Genomic DNA, 13,736 nt, shown 5'->3' on the forward strand with positions numbered 1-13,736 from the left:
AGAAAGCGGAGTTTACGACTGTAAATGAGCATTTCGAATCTGATTTCAACGCGGCATAGCCTAGCGCAGTAGTTTTTACTCGATGTTCTGCACTTGCTCGCGCATCTGTTCGATGAGCACCTTCAGATTGACCGCAGCCTGTGTGCTGCGCGGATCGAAGGCCTTGGAGCCGAGGGTATTGGCCTCGCGGTTGAGCTCCTGCATCAAAAAATCCAGACGCCGCCCGGCAGCGCCGCCGGCCTTGAGCACGCGACGCACTTCGCTGACATGGGTACTGAGGCGATCCAGCTCCTCGGCCACGTCGCTCTTCTGCGCCAGCAGTACCAGCTCCTGCTCCAGGCGTTGCGGGTCGAGCTCGGCCTGCATCTCGGCGAAGCGGGTTTCGATCTTGGCGCGCTGCCCGGCGAGCATCTGCGGCACCAGCTCGCGCAGGGCGGCGACTTCGTCGAGGATGCTGTCGAGGCGCTCGTTGAGCAGCTTGGCCAGCTCGGCACCTTCGCGTGCACGGCCGGCCTTGAGTTCACCCAGTGCCTGGTCGAATAGCTTCAGAGCGGCCGCGTTCAGCGCCTGCGGGTCGGCCGAGTCGGCCACCAGCACGCCGGGCCAGGCCAGCACTTCCAGCGGGTTGAGCGGGGCTGGTTGCTGGATCAGTGCGGCGACCTGTTCGGCAGCGGCAATCAGTTGGCGGGCGCGGTCGGCGTCGACCTGCAGCGGCTTGCCGGCACTTTCTTCGGCGAAGCGCAGGGTGCACTCCACCTTGCCGCGTGACAGCCCCTGGCGCAGCGCTTCGCGCACCGCGCCTTCGAGGTCGCGGAAGGCTTCCGGCAGGCGCAGGTGCGGCTCGAGATAGCGGTGGTTGACCGAGCGCAGCTCCCAGCTCAGTGTGCCGTGAGCGGTTGCCTGCTCATTGCGGGCAAAGGCCGTCATGCTGTGAACCATGGGATACCTCGTGGAAGTCGGCTCGAAAAACGCAGGATTGTAGCTCACGGCACCTACCCATTTCATGTGCAGGCGATCAGGTCTGCCATCTGCTGGCGCCAATTCGGCGTGTCGCCTTGCTCGGGCGCCCCTATAATGCGCACTGTTTTCACTTAATGAAGTAGGTATCGCTCGATGAAACGTCCCAGTGGCCGCGCCGCCGATCAGTTGCGCTCGATTCGCATCACCCGCAACTACACCAAGCACGCCGAGGGCTCGGTGCTCGTGGAGTTCGGCGATACCAAGGTGATTTGCACCGTCAGCGTCGAATCCGGCGTGCCGCGCTTCCTCAAGGGGCAGGGCCAGGGCTGGCTGACTGCCGAATACGGCATGCTGCCGCGCGCCACCGGCGAGCGTAACCAGCGTGAGGCCAGCCGCGGCAAGCAGGGCGGGCGTACCCTGGAAATCCAGCGCCTGATCGGCCGTTCGCTGCGTGCAGCACTGGACATGACCAAGCTGGGCGAGAACACCCTGTACGTCGATTGCGACGTGATCCAGGCTGACGGTGGCACCCGCACCGCCTCCATCACTGGCGCCATGGTGGCGCTGATCGATGCCCTGAAAGTGCTGAAGAAGCGTGGTTCGCTCAAGGGCGAGCCGCTCAAGCAGATGATCGCAGCGGTGTCGGTCGGCATCTACCAAGGCGAGCCGGTGCTGGATCTGGACTACCTGGAAGACTCCGCCGCCGAGACCGACCTCAACGTGGTGATGACCAATGCCGGTGGCTTCATCGAAGTGCAGGGTACGGCCGAGGGCGCGCCGTTCCAGCCCGATGAGTTCAACGCCATGCTGGCACTGGCGCAGAAAGGCATGAACGAGATCTTTGAACTGCAGAAGGCCGCTCTGGTCGACTGAAACCCGAAACGAGCAAGGAGCACCAGGATGAATGACGATATGCAAAACCCGCTTCCGACGCCCAGTCAGGAGGCGCGTCAGTGGGCCATGTTCTGTCACTTCGCCGCGTTTCTCGGCCTGGTGTTCCCCTTCGGCAATCTGCTTGGCCCGCTGATCATCTGGCAGATCAAGAAAGACCTCGACCCCTTCGTCGATGCGCAGGGCAAGGAAGCGCTGAACTTCCAGATCAGCGTGGCATTGGCCGCAGTGGTCTGTTTCATTCTGATGGTGGTGGTGATCGGCTTCCCGCTGCTGATGCTGTTGGGCCTGGCGGCGCTGGTGTTGACCATCATCGCGGGTATCAAGGCCAACGAAGGGCAACCCTATCGCTACCCCTTCAGTTGGCGTTTGGTGAAGTAAACCTGCATGCAACAAAAAGCCGGCGATCAGCCGGCTTTTTCATACCTGTTGCCTGTCGATCAGATGCTGAGAATCCAGTCGTAATCGACGATCAGCGGCGCATGCTGGGAGAAGCGCGGCTGACGTGGCAGGCGTGCGCTGCGCACACTACGGCGCATGCCCGGAGTGAGCAGCTGGTAGTCGAAGCGGTAGCCCAGGTTGAGCATTTCCGCTTGCTCGTTATCCGGCCACCAACTGAACTGGTCACCTTCGCGGCTGACTTCGCGCAGGGCATCGACATAACCCATATTGCCAACCACCTCGTCCATCCAGGCGCGCTCGGGCGCCAGGAAACCTGGTGATTGCTGGCAGTCACGCCAGTTCTTCACGTCCAGCTTCTGGTGCGCTACATGCAGCGAGCCGCAGTAGATGTACTCGCGACGCTTGCGGCGTTGCTTGTCCAGATAATGGGTGAAGTCGTCCATGAACTTGAATTTCTGATTCAAGCTCTCGTCACCGTCCCGCCCGCTTGGCAGCAGCAGGGTGGCGATACTTACCTTGTCGAAATCGGCCTGCAGGTAGCGCCCGTAGCGATCGGCCATCTCGAAGCCGAGGCCGCTGATCACCGCCTTGGGTTGCAATCGCGAGTAGAGCGCCACGCCACCTTGGCTGGGCACTTCACCGTCGCATGCATAGAGGAAATAACCATCCAGTTGGAAGGCTTGGTCGTCCATTTCAAAGGCGGAGGCACGGGTGTCTTGCAGGCAGATCACGTCGGCATTCTGGGCTTGCAGCCAGCTGAGCAGACCTCGCTCGGCCGCAGCCTGAATACCATTCACGTTCACACTGATGATCCGCATAAATGGCCCCCAAAAACACGTGCGTGTATGATACCCGAGCTCACCTCATTTAGCTAAATCCGTGCCGTCCGGGACTTTTCATGCAAGCGTACCAGCGCGATTTCATTCGCTTTGCCATCGAACGCGGTGTTCTGCGTTTCGGTCAGTTCACCCTCAAGTCCGGGCGTACCAGCCCTTATTTCTTCAATGCCGGCCTGTTCGACAGTGGTCTGGCGCTGGCTCAACTGGGGCGTTTCTACGCGGCGGCCATCGTCGATAGCGGGATCGACTTCGACGTGCTGTTCGGCCCGGCCTACAAGGGCATTCCGCTGGCTGCGACCACTGCCGTGGCGCTGGCCGAGCATCATCAGCGCGATCTGCCCTGGTGCTTCAACCGCAAGGAAGCCAAGGACCATGGCGAGGGCGGTACCCTGGTCGGCGCGCCGCTCAAGGGCCGTGTGCTGATCGTCGATGACGTGATCACTGCCGGCACCGCAATCCGTGAGGTCATGCAGATCATCCAGGGGCAGGGCGCTCAGGCTGCCGGCACCTTGATCGCGCTGAACCGTCAGGAGCGTGGTCAAGGCGAGCTTTCCGCCATTCAGGAAGTCGAGCGCGACTTCGGCATGCCCGTAGTGAGCATCGTGTCACTCGAACAGGTACTGGAATATCTGGCAGGGGATGCTGAACTGAAGCAATATCTCCCGGCTGTCGAGGCCTATCGCGCCGAGTACGGAATCTAGCCCTAGCACAAGGTCGTCCTATGCCTGCACCGCTCCTGACCCGCTGTACGCTGCTTTGTAGCCTGCTGCTGCCGTTGTCGGGGGTGGCTGCCGAGCTCTATCGTTATGTCGACGACAAGGGCGTGACAGTGCTCAGCCGCCAGGGCGTGCCGCCCGAGTTCATCGGCAAGGGGTACGAGGTACTCAATGATCAGGGGCGCGTGCTACGGGTGATCCCGCCAGCCCCTACGCCCGAAGAGTTTGCCCGTATGCAGGCGGACAAGGCGCGTGCCAGCAGCGATGCCCAGTTGCTGCGTCTGTACACCAATCTTGACGATGTCGACCGTGCCCGTGAGCGCAAGCTGGCCGAGCTCGACAGCGTCACCAGCGTCGCGCGTGGCAATCTGCAGTCGGTGCGTACTCAGCAGGCCAACCTGCAGAGCCAGGCCGCCGACCATGAGCGTGCCGGGCGCCAGGTGCCGGAACATTTGCTGGCGCAGATCAACAACCTCAAGGAAGAGCAGCAGCGCCTGCAGCGTGATATCGCGCGTTACAAGGAAGCCCGCACTCAGGCCGAGGCCGGTTTTGCCGCTGATCGCGCGCGCCTGGCCGAGCTGTTCGGCGAGCCGCAGAAAAAGCCTTAGGGCTCAGTCATTCAGCCTTGCGGCTGAGTGTTCTCGAAACTCTCGATCTTTTCCCTGAGCCACTGCGGCAGCGGGGCGCTGCTGCGTGTCGCACCGTCGGCGTGAACATAGACGATTTCGCCGCTGGTCAGTAGCTCGCCGTCGCGCCAGATGCCGAGCGCAAAGGTCAGGCTGGATCGGCCCAGACGCGCGCTGCGCACGCCAATCTGCAGTTGATCGTCGAAGCGCGCCGGGGCGCGGTATTCGAGCAAGGTGCGGATGGCGAAAAAGTCGCCGCCGTCCTGTGCCAAGTCACCCGGATAGGCGACGCCCAGCGCGCGAAAGTATTCGGTGATGGCAACGTCGGCGTAGGTCAGGTAGTGGCCATTGAAGACGATGCTTTGCGGATCGACTTCGGCCCAGCGCACGCGCAACGCGTGGAGGAAACTGAACTGGCTGAGTTCGGGCAGGCTGCTCATGGGCGTTCCTTATCAGGGGGGCTGGTGAGCGTGCATGTTGAGGAGGGTTGCGGCAAGTTCGAGTCGGTGTGCGGATGGCTTGCGATAAGACTGCTCGATGGTCGGTACCGGGGTACGTACCAACTATGGATTGCCCTGCGCTTGCCGGGCCTACCCTAGGGGCACCAGGCTTTGGTTTGTACTCGTTTATCTGAAGAGGGCGTGTGGAATCTTGCCCTCTCCCGCCCTGCGGGCACCCCGCTCCGCGCCCCGGCCTGATCGCCAGCGATCAGGCGCTCATCGGCGCAGGAAGCAGTGCTTCCAAAAGCGCGCCTCTTCGCCCCGCAAGCGGGAGAGGGTCATCAGAAGGCCGCGTGGCGGCCGCTGTCTAAGGGCGTTTGCGGTTGCTGATCATGGTGCCGTTGCCGATATCGGTGAAGATCTCCAACAGCACAGCATTGGGTACACGGCCATCGATGATGTGCGAACTGGTCACGCCACCCTGCACCGCTTCCAGGGCGCATTTGATCTTCGGCAGCATGCCGCCGTAGATGGTGCCGTCGGCAATAAGATCGTTGACCTGCTCGGTAGTGAGGCCGGTGAGCACCTCACCCTGCTTGTTCATCAGGCCAGCGATGTTGGTCAGCAGCATCAGTTTCTCGGCCTTCAGCGCCTCAGCCACCTTGCCAGCGACCAGGTCGGCGTTGATGTTGTAGGACTCGCCGCCCGGACCGACGCCGATGGGCGCGATGACCGGGATGAAGTCGCCCTTGACCAGCATGTTGAGCAGGTCGGTGTTGACCCCGGTGACCTCGCCGACATGACCGATGTCGATGATTTCCGGCTGGGTCATCTCAGGGGTCTGGCGGCTGACCGTGAGCTTCCTGGCGCGGATCAGGCCGGCATCTTTACCGGTCAGGCCGATGGCGCTGCCGCCATGCTGGTTGATCAGGTTGACGATGCTCTTGTTGACCTGGCCACCGAGCACCATTTCCACCACGTCCATGGTGGCGGTGTCAGTGACACGCATACCGTCGATGAAGTGGCTCTCGATGGACAGGCGCTTGAGCAAATCACCGATCTGCGGGCCGCCGCCGTGCACCACCACCGGGTTGATGCCGACCGCCTTCATCAGCACGATGTCGCGGGCGAAGCCCTGCTTGAGCTCCTCGCTTTCCATGGCGTTGCCGCCGTACTTGATCACCAGGGTCTTGCCGACGAAGCGGCGAATGTAGGGCAGGGCTTCGGACAGTACCTTGGCAACCTGGGCAGCGGCGTCACGCTCGAGGGTCATGCAGGGGCTCCTGGAACAAATCGGTCAAAAGGGCAGTTGCAGGTCGGGGGCGACCTTGAGCAGTTGGGCGCGGAACACATCCTGGATACGCTCCAGCTCTTCCTGGGTGTCGGCCTCGAAGCGCAGTACCAGCACCGGCGTGGTGTTGGACGCACGAATCAGGCCCCAGCCCTTGGGATAATCGACGCGTACACCGTCGATGCTGGTGATGTTCGCCTCGCCCCACTGGCCTTCACGCTGCAGGCGTTCGATCATGCCGAACTTGGTCTGCTCGGTGACCTTGATGTTGATTTCCGGCGTGGAAATGTCGCTGGGGAAGGCGCTGAACACCTGCTCGGCGTTGCGTTTTTCCAGGCTGAGGATTTCCAGAAGACGGGCAGCGCTGTAGATGCCGTCGTCGAAACCGTACCAGCGCTCCTTGAAGAAGATATGACCGCTCATCTCGCCGGCCAGCAGGGCACCGGTTTCCTTCATTTTCTTCTTGATCAGCGAATGGCCGGTCTTCCACATCACCGGGCGACCGCCGTAGCCGCTGATCAGCGGGGTCAGGCGACGGGTGCATTTGACGTCGAAGATGATGTCGGCGCCGGGGTTGCGCGAGACCACGTCCTTGGCGAACAGCATCAGCAGGCGGTCGGGGTAGACGATGTTGCCGGTGTTGGTCACCACGCCGACGCGGTCACCGTCGCCATCGAAGGCCAGGCCCAGGTCGGCGTTTTCCGCTTTGACGCGGGCGATCAGGTCGACCAGGTTCTCCGGTTTGCCCGGATCCGGGTGGTGGTTGGGGAAGGTGCCGTCCACTTCGCAGAACAGCGGAATCACGCTGCAGCCCAGAGCTTCGATCAGTTGCGGGGCGATCACGCCAGCGGCGCCATTGCCGCAGTCGACCACCACGCGCAGTGGCTTGGCCAGGGCGATGTCGTCACGAATGGTCTTGAAGTAGCGCTGCAGCACGTCGACCTGCTGCACGCTGCCGACGCCTGTGGCCAGGTCGTTGTTGTCCAGGCGCGTCTTCAGCGCGAGGATCTGTTCGTTGGCCAGGGTGTCGCCGGCGATGATGATCTTGAAGCCGTTGTAGTCCGGCGGATTGTGGCTGCCGGTGAGCATCACGGCCGAGCGGCCTTCCAGCACGTTGGCAGCGAAGTACACCACCGGGGTCGGCACCATGCCGATATCGGTCACTTCGCAGCCGCAGTCGAGCAGGCCCTGTACCAGTTGCTGCAGCAGTTCCGGGCCGGAGAGGCGGCCGTCGCGGCCAACGATGACCTTGGGCTCGCCCTGGGCCAGGCTCTGCGAGCCGATGGCGCGGCCAATCCAGTAGGCATATTCGGCGGTCAGGGTATCGCCCACCACGCCACGGATGTCGTAGGCGCGGAAAATGTCGGCGGGAAGTTTCGGGGCGCTTTGGCTAGTGCTCATTGCGGGGCTCTGCTCCAGTCCCAGGAGATCCTGGTCTTCATCGAGAATGTCGATATCGAGGATATCGGTGTCCTGAAACAGCGGGTCGACCAGCTCGGCTGGCTTGGCTGCCGGCTGAGCGGCGGGTGCCGCGGCTGTTCCTTTAACGGGGGTACTGCTGCCTTCAGCGCTACTGCGGCGCGGCAATCGTGCCAGGCTCTGGGCCAGCGCATCGAGCACCGGCAGGCTGAGGCTGAAGGCTTTGACGTTCTTACCGGCGGAGAGTTCTTTGAGCATTTGCCCGAGTTGCTGGGCGTCGAGATTGACGCGCCGCTGCAGCGCGCCCTGCACCAGAACCATGCCGATCAGGGCACCGCCCAGTGCAAGCAGGAACGCGAGACCGAGCAACGCTGGAGAAATGCTGCCTTGAGCCAGGCCGGGGCCGGGGGTGAAGCTGATCTTCCAGTACGGATTGCCGGTGGCGAAGGTCTGCGCGGCGGCTGCGTCGCCTGCCTGGCCGCGCTGTAGCAGCACCTGCGCTGGTGTGTTGGCGAACTGCTGCACCAGCTGCACCTGCCCATACTCGGGCGGGAGCGCCGGCATAGCTGCGAGTAGCCGCTGCAGGTCGAAGGCCAGCAGCAGCGTACCCTGGGCCGGCTGATTCTCACTCAGGCGCAGGGCCACGGCGCTGTAGGCCAGCCAGCGCTCACCCACGCGATAGGCTTCGGTAGCGGGTTGCTGGCCGCTTTCAGTACGGCGCAGCATATCCAGGCCGGCGAAGTTCATCGGTGCGGCGCGAGAGGTGTTCTGTACCGCTTCGCCGCGGCGATTGAGATGGGCATCGATGACGCCATCCCAGTAGCCCAGGCGCCGTTCGACTTCGCTGACCCGCAGGTTGTCGCCGCTTTGCAGTGCTTGCAATAACTCCGGGTTGCGCGCCGCGGCGAGGCTGTCGGCCTGCAATTGCTTGAGCGCCTGTTGCACGGCAGCGGCCTGGTTGCTGCCAATGGCCTGTACCAGCTCTGCCTGGCGTGCCTGGCTGCTGCTGTTGTCGGCAAACCACAGCAGCGCGGCGCCTGCGGCCCCGCCGATCACGGCGGCCAGCAGACCGGGTAGCAGGGGGCCCAGTGAGGGGTTCGCCGTCTTGCTCTTGGGCTTGCTCGGCACCAGGCTGGCAGCCGTGTCGGCTTCCTTGGCGGTACGCTTGAAGAGTTTCACGTAGGTGCTCCTCGGCGGGTCGTCCTGTGGGGTATATGAATCAGTGGCTACCGGAGTGGCCGAAGCCGCCGGCGCCACGTTGGGTCTCGTCGAACTGCTCGACCAGCTCGAAGTGGGCCTGCACCACAGGCACCAGCACCAACTGCGCGATACGCTCGCCGATGGCGATGGTGAAAGGCGTCTGACCACGGTTCCAGCACGACACCATCAGTTCGCCCTGATAGTCCGAGTCGATCAGGCCGACCAGGTTGCCGAGGACGATGCCGTGTTTGTGGCCCAGACCCGAGCGCGGCAGGATCATCGCGGCCAGGCCAGGGTCGCCAATGTAAATCGACAGGCCGGTGGGGATCAGCACGGTCTGGCCTGGCTCGAGGACGATCTCGTCCTTGAGCATGGCGCGCAGGTCGAGGCCGGCGGAACCGGGTGTGGCGTATTGCGGCAGCGGGAATTCCTGGCCGAGGCGGGGATCGAGGATCTTGGCTTGCAGAGCGTGCATGGTCAGTTCTTGTTCAGTCGTTCGGCGATAAGGGTGATCAACTGGCGGGCGATCTTGCCCTTGCTGGTCTGGGCGAAACTGGTTTGCTGCAGCCCACGGTCGATCACGGTGATGGCGTTCTCTTCACTATTGAAGCCGATGCTGGGGTTGGCCACATCATTGGCGACGATCAGGTCGAGATTCTTGTCGCGCAGCTTGCGCGAGGCGTATTCGAGCAGGTTCTCGGTCTCGGCGGCGAAGCCCACGCTGAACGGGCGATCCTCGCGACCGGCGATGGTGGCGAGGATATCCGGGTTGCGCACCATTTGCAGGAGCATCCCTTCGCCACTGCTGGGGTCTTTCTTCAATTTGTGCTGGGCTACCACTTCCGGGCGGTAGTCGGCCACCGCGGCGGCGGCGATCAGCACGTCGCAGGGCATCGCCGCTTCGCAAGCGGCAAGCATGTCGCGGGCGCTGACCACGTCGATGCGGCTGACCCGGTCCGGCGTCGGCAGATGCACCGGGCCGCTGACCAGGGTCACGCGCGCGCCGGCTTCGGCGGCGGCCTCGGCCAGGGCGAAGCCCATCTTGCCGGAGCTGTGGTTGGTGATGTAGCGCACCGGGTCGATGTTTTCCTGAGTCGGGCCAGCGGTGATCAGGATATGCAGGCCATCGAGCGCCTGGCGCTGGAAGCAGTCGGCGGCCAGCTGGGCCAGATCATTGGGTTCGAGCATGCGACCGAGGCCGACATCGCCACAGGCCTGGCTGCCGGATGCCGGGCCGAACAGGCGCATGCCGCGATTTTGCAGCAATTCGAGGTTGGCCTGGGTGGCTGCGTCGCGCCACATGGCCTGGTTCATCGCCGGAGCCAGAGCAATCGGCGCATCGGTAGCCAGTACCAGGGTGGTCAGCAGGTCGTTGGCCACGCCCTGCGCGAGGCGCGCGATAAGGTCGGCGGTGGCAGGAGCGATGAGGATCAGATCGGCCCAGCGCGCCAGTTCGATATGGCCCATCGCCGCTTCGGCGGCCGGGTCGAGCAGGTCGAGGTGCACGGGATGGCCGGACAGGGCCTGCAGGGTCAGCGGGGTGATGAACTCGCGTCCGCCCTGGGTCATCACCACGCGGACTTCGGCGCCTTGATCCTTGAGTCGGCGAACCAGTTCGGCGCTCTTGTAGGCAGCAATACCGCCCCCCACGCCGACGATGATGCGTTTGCGATACAGCCGCTGCATAGGCCTGCCTTTTATAAACCGGTGGATGTGCGCCACGTGACCAACGCCTCCCCAGGCCGGCCCCGTGTAAAAAGATGGGCTACGATAGCACAGCGCCCGCAGCGGAACAGCGGGCGCCTGGCTCGACATGGAGGTGCCCTATGAGCATTCGCGACTGGCCCGCGGCGGAGCGTCCGCGGGAAAAACTCCTGGCGCAAGGCGCTGCCGCGCTGACCGACGCCGAATTACTGGCAATCTTCCTGCGCACTGGCGTGGCCGGTTGCAGTGCGGTAGATCTGGCGCGCCGGCTGCTCGCCGAGTTCGGCAGCCTGCGTGCGCTGCTGGAGGCTGATCTGCCCGGCTTCAGCCAGCACCTGGGCCTGGGGCCGGCCAAGTACGCACAGCTGCAGGCCGTGCTGGAGATGGCCAGACGGCATTTGGCCGAGCGGCTGCGCCGCGATTCGGCGCTGGAAAGCCCGCAGGCGGTGCGCGATTACCTCAAGGCGCAGCTGCGCCACGAACCGCATGAGGTGTTCGGCTGCCTGTTTCTCGATGCCAAGCACCGTGTGCTGGCCTTCGAGGTGCTGTTTCGCGGCAGCATCGACAGCGCCAGCGTCTATCCGCGGCAGGTGGTCAAGCGAGCGCTGGCCAACAATGCCGCCGCCGTCATTCTTACCCATAACCACCCATCGGGCGTGTCGGAACCTAGCCAGGCCGACCGCGTACTGACCCAGCGGCTCAAGGATGCTCTGGCGCTGGTCGAGGTGCGCGTGCTCGACCATTTCATCGTTGGCGATGGTGAACCGCTGTCGATGGCCGAGCTGGGCTGGATGTAGCTGGTTCGGGTGTAGGGTGGGCTTCAGCCCACCACGATGGCGCCTTATGGTGCGATCTGCACCGAGGCAAAATTCTGCCGACCGAACGGACTGACCTTATAACCCTCGACCTTGCTGCTGAGCAACGCGAAGGCGGTCGGGTGGGCCAGCGGCAGCCACAGAGCCTGCTCCTGAATGATCTGCTGCGCCTGGTGATAAAGGCGGCTGCGCTGATTCTGGTCGCTGCTGGCCTTGCCGTCCGCGATCAGCTTGTCCAGCGTTTCGTCGCAGTAGCGGGCGAAGTTCAGCCCTGACTGCACCGAGGCGCAGGCGAATTGCGGGGTGAGGAAGTTATCCGGGTCGCCGTTGTCGCCAGCCCAGCCCATGAACAGCAGGTCGTGCTCGCCGGCTTTGGCGCGGCGGATCAGCTCGCCCCATTCGATCACGCGAATTTCGGCGTCGATGCCCACCTTGGCCAGATCCGCCTGCAGCAGTTGCGCGCCGAGGCTGGGGTTGGGATTGAGCAGGCTGCCGCTGGGGCGGGTCCAGATGGTGGTCTTGAACCCCCCTGCCAGACCAGCCTCGGCCAGCAGGGTGCGGGCCTTGGCCGGATCATGCGCATAGCCGGGCAGTTCGCTGGCGTAGCTCCAGGTGTTCGGCGGGTACGGGCCATTGGCCGGCTCGGCGCTGCCCTCGAACACGGCCTTGACGTAGCTGGCCTTGTCGAAGGCCAGGTTGATCGCCTGGCGCACTTGCGGTTTGTCCAGTGGTGGATGCTGGCTGTTGATGCCGACGAAGGCGGTCATGAAGGCGGCGGTCTGTGCGCTTTTCAGCTTGGTGTCGCCGGCGATGGCCTGTACGTCCTGCGGTTTCGGCGACAGGGCGATCTGGCATTCGCCGCGGCGCAGCTTCTGCAGGCGCACGTTGCTGTCTGGGGTGATGGCGAAGATCACCCGGTCCACGCCCGGCTTGCCGGCGAAATACTCCGGGTTGGCGCTGTAGCGCACGGCGGCATCCTTCTGGAAACGCTCGAAGACGAACGGGCCGCTGCCGATGGGCGCGCTGTTGAGCTTCTGCGGGTTGCCGGCAGCCATTAGCTGGTCGGCGTATTCGGCGGAATAGATCGAGGCGAAGCCCATGCTCAGGGTGGCGAGGAAGGTCGCATCACGGCGGTTCAGGGTAATACGCACGCTATGCGCATCCGGCGCCTCGACCTTGGCGATCAGGCTTGGCCACTGCATCGACTGGGCGTGTGGGTAACCACTGGCGGCAACCTTGTGCCAGGGGTGCTGCTCGTCGAGCATGCGCTGGAAACTGAAGAGCACGTCCTGGGCATCGAGAGTGCGGCTGGGCGTGAAGTCGGCGCTGTGGTGAAATTGCACGTCGTCGCGTAGTTTGAAGTCGTAGATCAGGCCGTCTTCGGAGATCGACCAACTGCGCGCCAGGCTCGGCAGCAGTTTGCCCTGCTCGGCGTCGAACTCCACCAGGCGGTTCATCAGCATGTCGGCCGAGGCATTGGTGGTGGTCAGCGAGTTGTACTGCACCACGTCGAAACCCTCCGGGCTGGCTTCGGTGCACACGCTGAGGGTGGCGGCCTGGGCCAGGATCGGGGTGCACAGTAGAGTAGCGAGCAACAGGCGCATGGTGAAGTCCTCATTCCTGGCGTGAACGGCAAGCTTGCAACCCTAGTCGATTTGCCATGCACTGAATACCCGACCGAGGCGACGAGCGGTCAAATCTTGATCAGGCCCCAACGGGCCGGCCCCCGGCGGGTCAGCTGGCTCGGGGTTGGGTTTTATCCTGCGTTTTTCCTTGTTGCTCCCAGGGCTTTCTGGTATAAAGCAGCGCTCTTTTCTAGGGGCCCGGTTCTTGCGCTATCCAGTGCGCCCGGTAAGACCCTCGAGAAACGCGGCGCCGAGCGCCAATGACATTGAGTTTAAGCGGCCAACCCATGCCGGGTTGGGCATGTGGTTTTAGAGGGCTGAGGCATGTCGAGAGTCTGTCAAGTTACCGGTAAGGGTCCGGTAACCGGGAACAACATTTCCCACGCAAACAACAAAACCCGTCGTCGTTTCCTGCCGAACCTGCAGCACCATCGCTTCTGGGTCGAGTCCGAGAAGCGCTTCGTGCGTCTGCGCGTATCTGCCAAAGGCATGCGCGTCATCGACAAGCGTGGCATCGACGTAGTGCTGGCTGAGCTGCGCGCTCGCGGCGAAAAGGTTTAAGGAGAGAGTCATGCGTGAACTGATCCGTTTGGTGTCCAGCGCCGGTACCGGCCATTTCTACACCACCGACAAGAACAAGCGCACCACCCCCGACAAGATCGAAATCAAGAAATTCGATCCGGTCGTACGCAAGCACGTGATGTACAAGGAAGCCAAGATCAAGTAATTGATCGGCTGCCTGGCAAAGAAGCCCGCCCTAATCGGCGGGCTTTTTTTTGTCCGTGTTTTCCCCTCGGACTCGCGCCTG

15 protein-coding genes are annotated in these 13,736 nt (G+C 63.2%); 7 read left to right on the top strand and 8 right to left on the bottom strand.

All coding sequences use genetic code 11. The annotated features are described in order from the left end of the window. Positions 1–75 precede the first annotated feature (75 nt). Complete coding sequence (locus BM186_RS23530) at positions 76–939, bottom strand: YicC/YloC family endoribonuclease (protein ID WP_072426175.1); 864 nt, start codon at positions 937–939, stop codon at positions 76–78. Between the two features lie 174 nt (positions 940–1,113). On the opposite strand from BM186_RS23530, the gene rph reads away from it, so the two are divergent. Both rph and BM186_RS23540 read left to right on the top strand, forming a co-directional pair. Continuing rightward, a complete protein-coding gene (gene rph / locus BM186_RS23535) occupies positions 1,114–1,833 on the top strand; it encodes a ribonuclease PH (protein WP_017676064.1) in 720 nt (239 codons plus the stop codon). Positions 1,834–1,860: 27 nt separating this feature from the next. Next, positions 1,861–2,232 carry a DUF4870 domain-containing protein gene (locus BM186_RS23540; protein WP_074918736.1) on the top strand — a complete coding sequence of 124 codons (372 nt, stop codon included), beginning with the start codon at positions 1,861–1,863 and terminating at the stop codon, positions 2,230–2,232. A gap of 59 nt (positions 2,233–2,291) precedes the next feature. Here BM186_RS23540 and BM186_RS23545 read toward each other — a convergent pair whose 3' ends face one another. Continuing rightward, positions 2,292–3,071 (bottom strand): exodeoxyribonuclease III, encoded by a 780-nt coding sequence (locus tag BM186_RS23545; protein WP_017676062.1) that lies wholly within the window; start codon positions 3,069–3,071, stop codon positions 2,292–2,294. A gap of 80 nt (positions 3,072–3,151) precedes the next feature. Between BM186_RS23545 and pyrE the strand changes: the two genes are divergently transcribed. Together pyrE and BM186_RS23555 are read left to right on the top strand one after the other, a co-directional pair. Continuing rightward, positions 3,152–3,793 (top strand): orotate phosphoribosyltransferase, encoded by a 642-nt coding sequence (gene pyrE / locus BM186_RS23550; RefSeq protein WP_013717752.1) that lies wholly within the window; start codon positions 3,152–3,154, stop codon positions 3,791–3,793. A 20-nt stretch (positions 3,794–3,813) separates the two neighbouring features. Then, entirely contained in the window at positions 3,814–4,416 is a 603-nt protein-coding gene (locus BM186_RS23555; protein ID WP_017676061.1) for a DUF4124 domain-containing protein, read from the top strand. Positions 4,417–4,427: 11 nt separating this feature from the next. Here BM186_RS23555 and BM186_RS23560 read toward each other — a convergent pair whose 3' ends face one another. The 5 genes from BM186_RS23560 to coaBC all read right to left on the bottom strand — a co-directional run bounded on the left by BM186_RS23560 (position 4,428) and on the right by coaBC (position 10,470). Further along, positions 4,428–4,874 (bottom strand): acyl-CoA thioesterase, encoded by a 447-nt coding sequence (locus tag BM186_RS23560; RefSeq protein WP_074918738.1) that lies wholly within the window; start codon positions 4,872–4,874, stop codon positions 4,428–4,430. 367 nt (positions 4,875–5,241) lie between these two features. Continuing rightward, the gene (gene argB / locus BM186_RS23565) at positions 5,242–6,147 is read right to left on the bottom strand and encodes an acetylglutamate kinase (protein ID WP_059392869.1); all 906 of its coding nucleotides are present in this window, start codon (positions 6,145–6,147) and stop codon (positions 5,242–5,244) included. 24 nt (positions 6,148–6,171) lie between these two features. After that, positions 6,172–7,566 (bottom strand): phosphomannomutase/phosphoglucomutase, encoded by a 1,395-nt coding sequence (gene algC / locus BM186_RS26785; protein ID WP_196448639.1) that lies wholly within the window; start codon positions 7,564–7,566, stop codon positions 6,172–6,174. Positions 7,567–8,803: 1,237 nt separating this feature from the next. Beyond that, the gene (dut, locus tag BM186_RS23575) at positions 8,804–9,259 is read right to left on the bottom strand and encodes a dUTP diphosphatase (RefSeq protein WP_072426178.1); all 456 of its coding nucleotides are present in this window, start codon (positions 9,257–9,259) and stop codon (positions 8,804–8,806) included. Positions 9,260–9,261: 2 nt separating this feature from the next. Continuing rightward, on the bottom strand, positions 9,262–10,470 hold the full coding sequence (coaBC, locus tag BM186_RS23580; RefSeq protein WP_072426179.1) for a bifunctional phosphopantothenoylcysteine decarboxylase/phosphopantothenate--cysteine ligase CoaBC: 1,209 nt from the start codon (positions 10,468–10,470) through the stop codon (positions 9,262–9,264). Between the two features lie 140 nt (positions 10,471–10,610). On the opposite strand from coaBC, the gene radC reads away from it, so the two are divergent. Next, complete coding sequence (gene radC / locus BM186_RS23585) at positions 10,611–11,285, top strand: RadC family protein (protein WP_072426180.1); 675 nt, start codon at positions 10,611–10,613, stop codon at positions 11,283–11,285. A gap of 44 nt (positions 11,286–11,329) precedes the next feature. On the opposite strand, the gene BM186_RS23590 is transcribed toward radC, so the two are convergent. After that, positions 11,330–12,907 (bottom strand): ABC transporter substrate-binding protein, encoded by a 1,578-nt coding sequence (locus tag BM186_RS23590; protein WP_074918742.1) that lies wholly within the window; start codon positions 12,905–12,907, stop codon positions 11,330–11,332. 345 nt (positions 12,908–13,252) lie between these two features. Here BM186_RS23590 and rpmB point away from each other — a divergent pair, with 345 nt between their 5' ends. Further along, positions 13,253–13,489 (top strand): 50S ribosomal protein L28, encoded by a 237-nt coding sequence (rpmB, locus tag BM186_RS23595; RefSeq protein ID WP_003242523.1) that lies wholly within the window; start codon positions 13,253–13,255, stop codon positions 13,487–13,489. 10 nt (positions 13,490–13,499) lie between these two features. After that, positions 13,500–13,655, top strand: coding sequence for a 50S ribosomal protein L33 (gene rpmG, locus BM186_RS23600; protein ID WP_003464575.1), 156 nt, complete (start codon positions 13,500–13,502; stop codon positions 13,653–13,655). The last annotated feature ends 81 nt before the right edge of the window (positions 13,656–13,736 follow it).

The organism is Ectopseudomonas toyotomiensis, assembly GCF_900115695.1.
Lineage (GTDB): Bacteria > Pseudomonadota > Gammaproteobacteria > Pseudomonadales > Pseudomonadaceae > Aquipseudomonas > Aquipseudomonas toyotomiensis.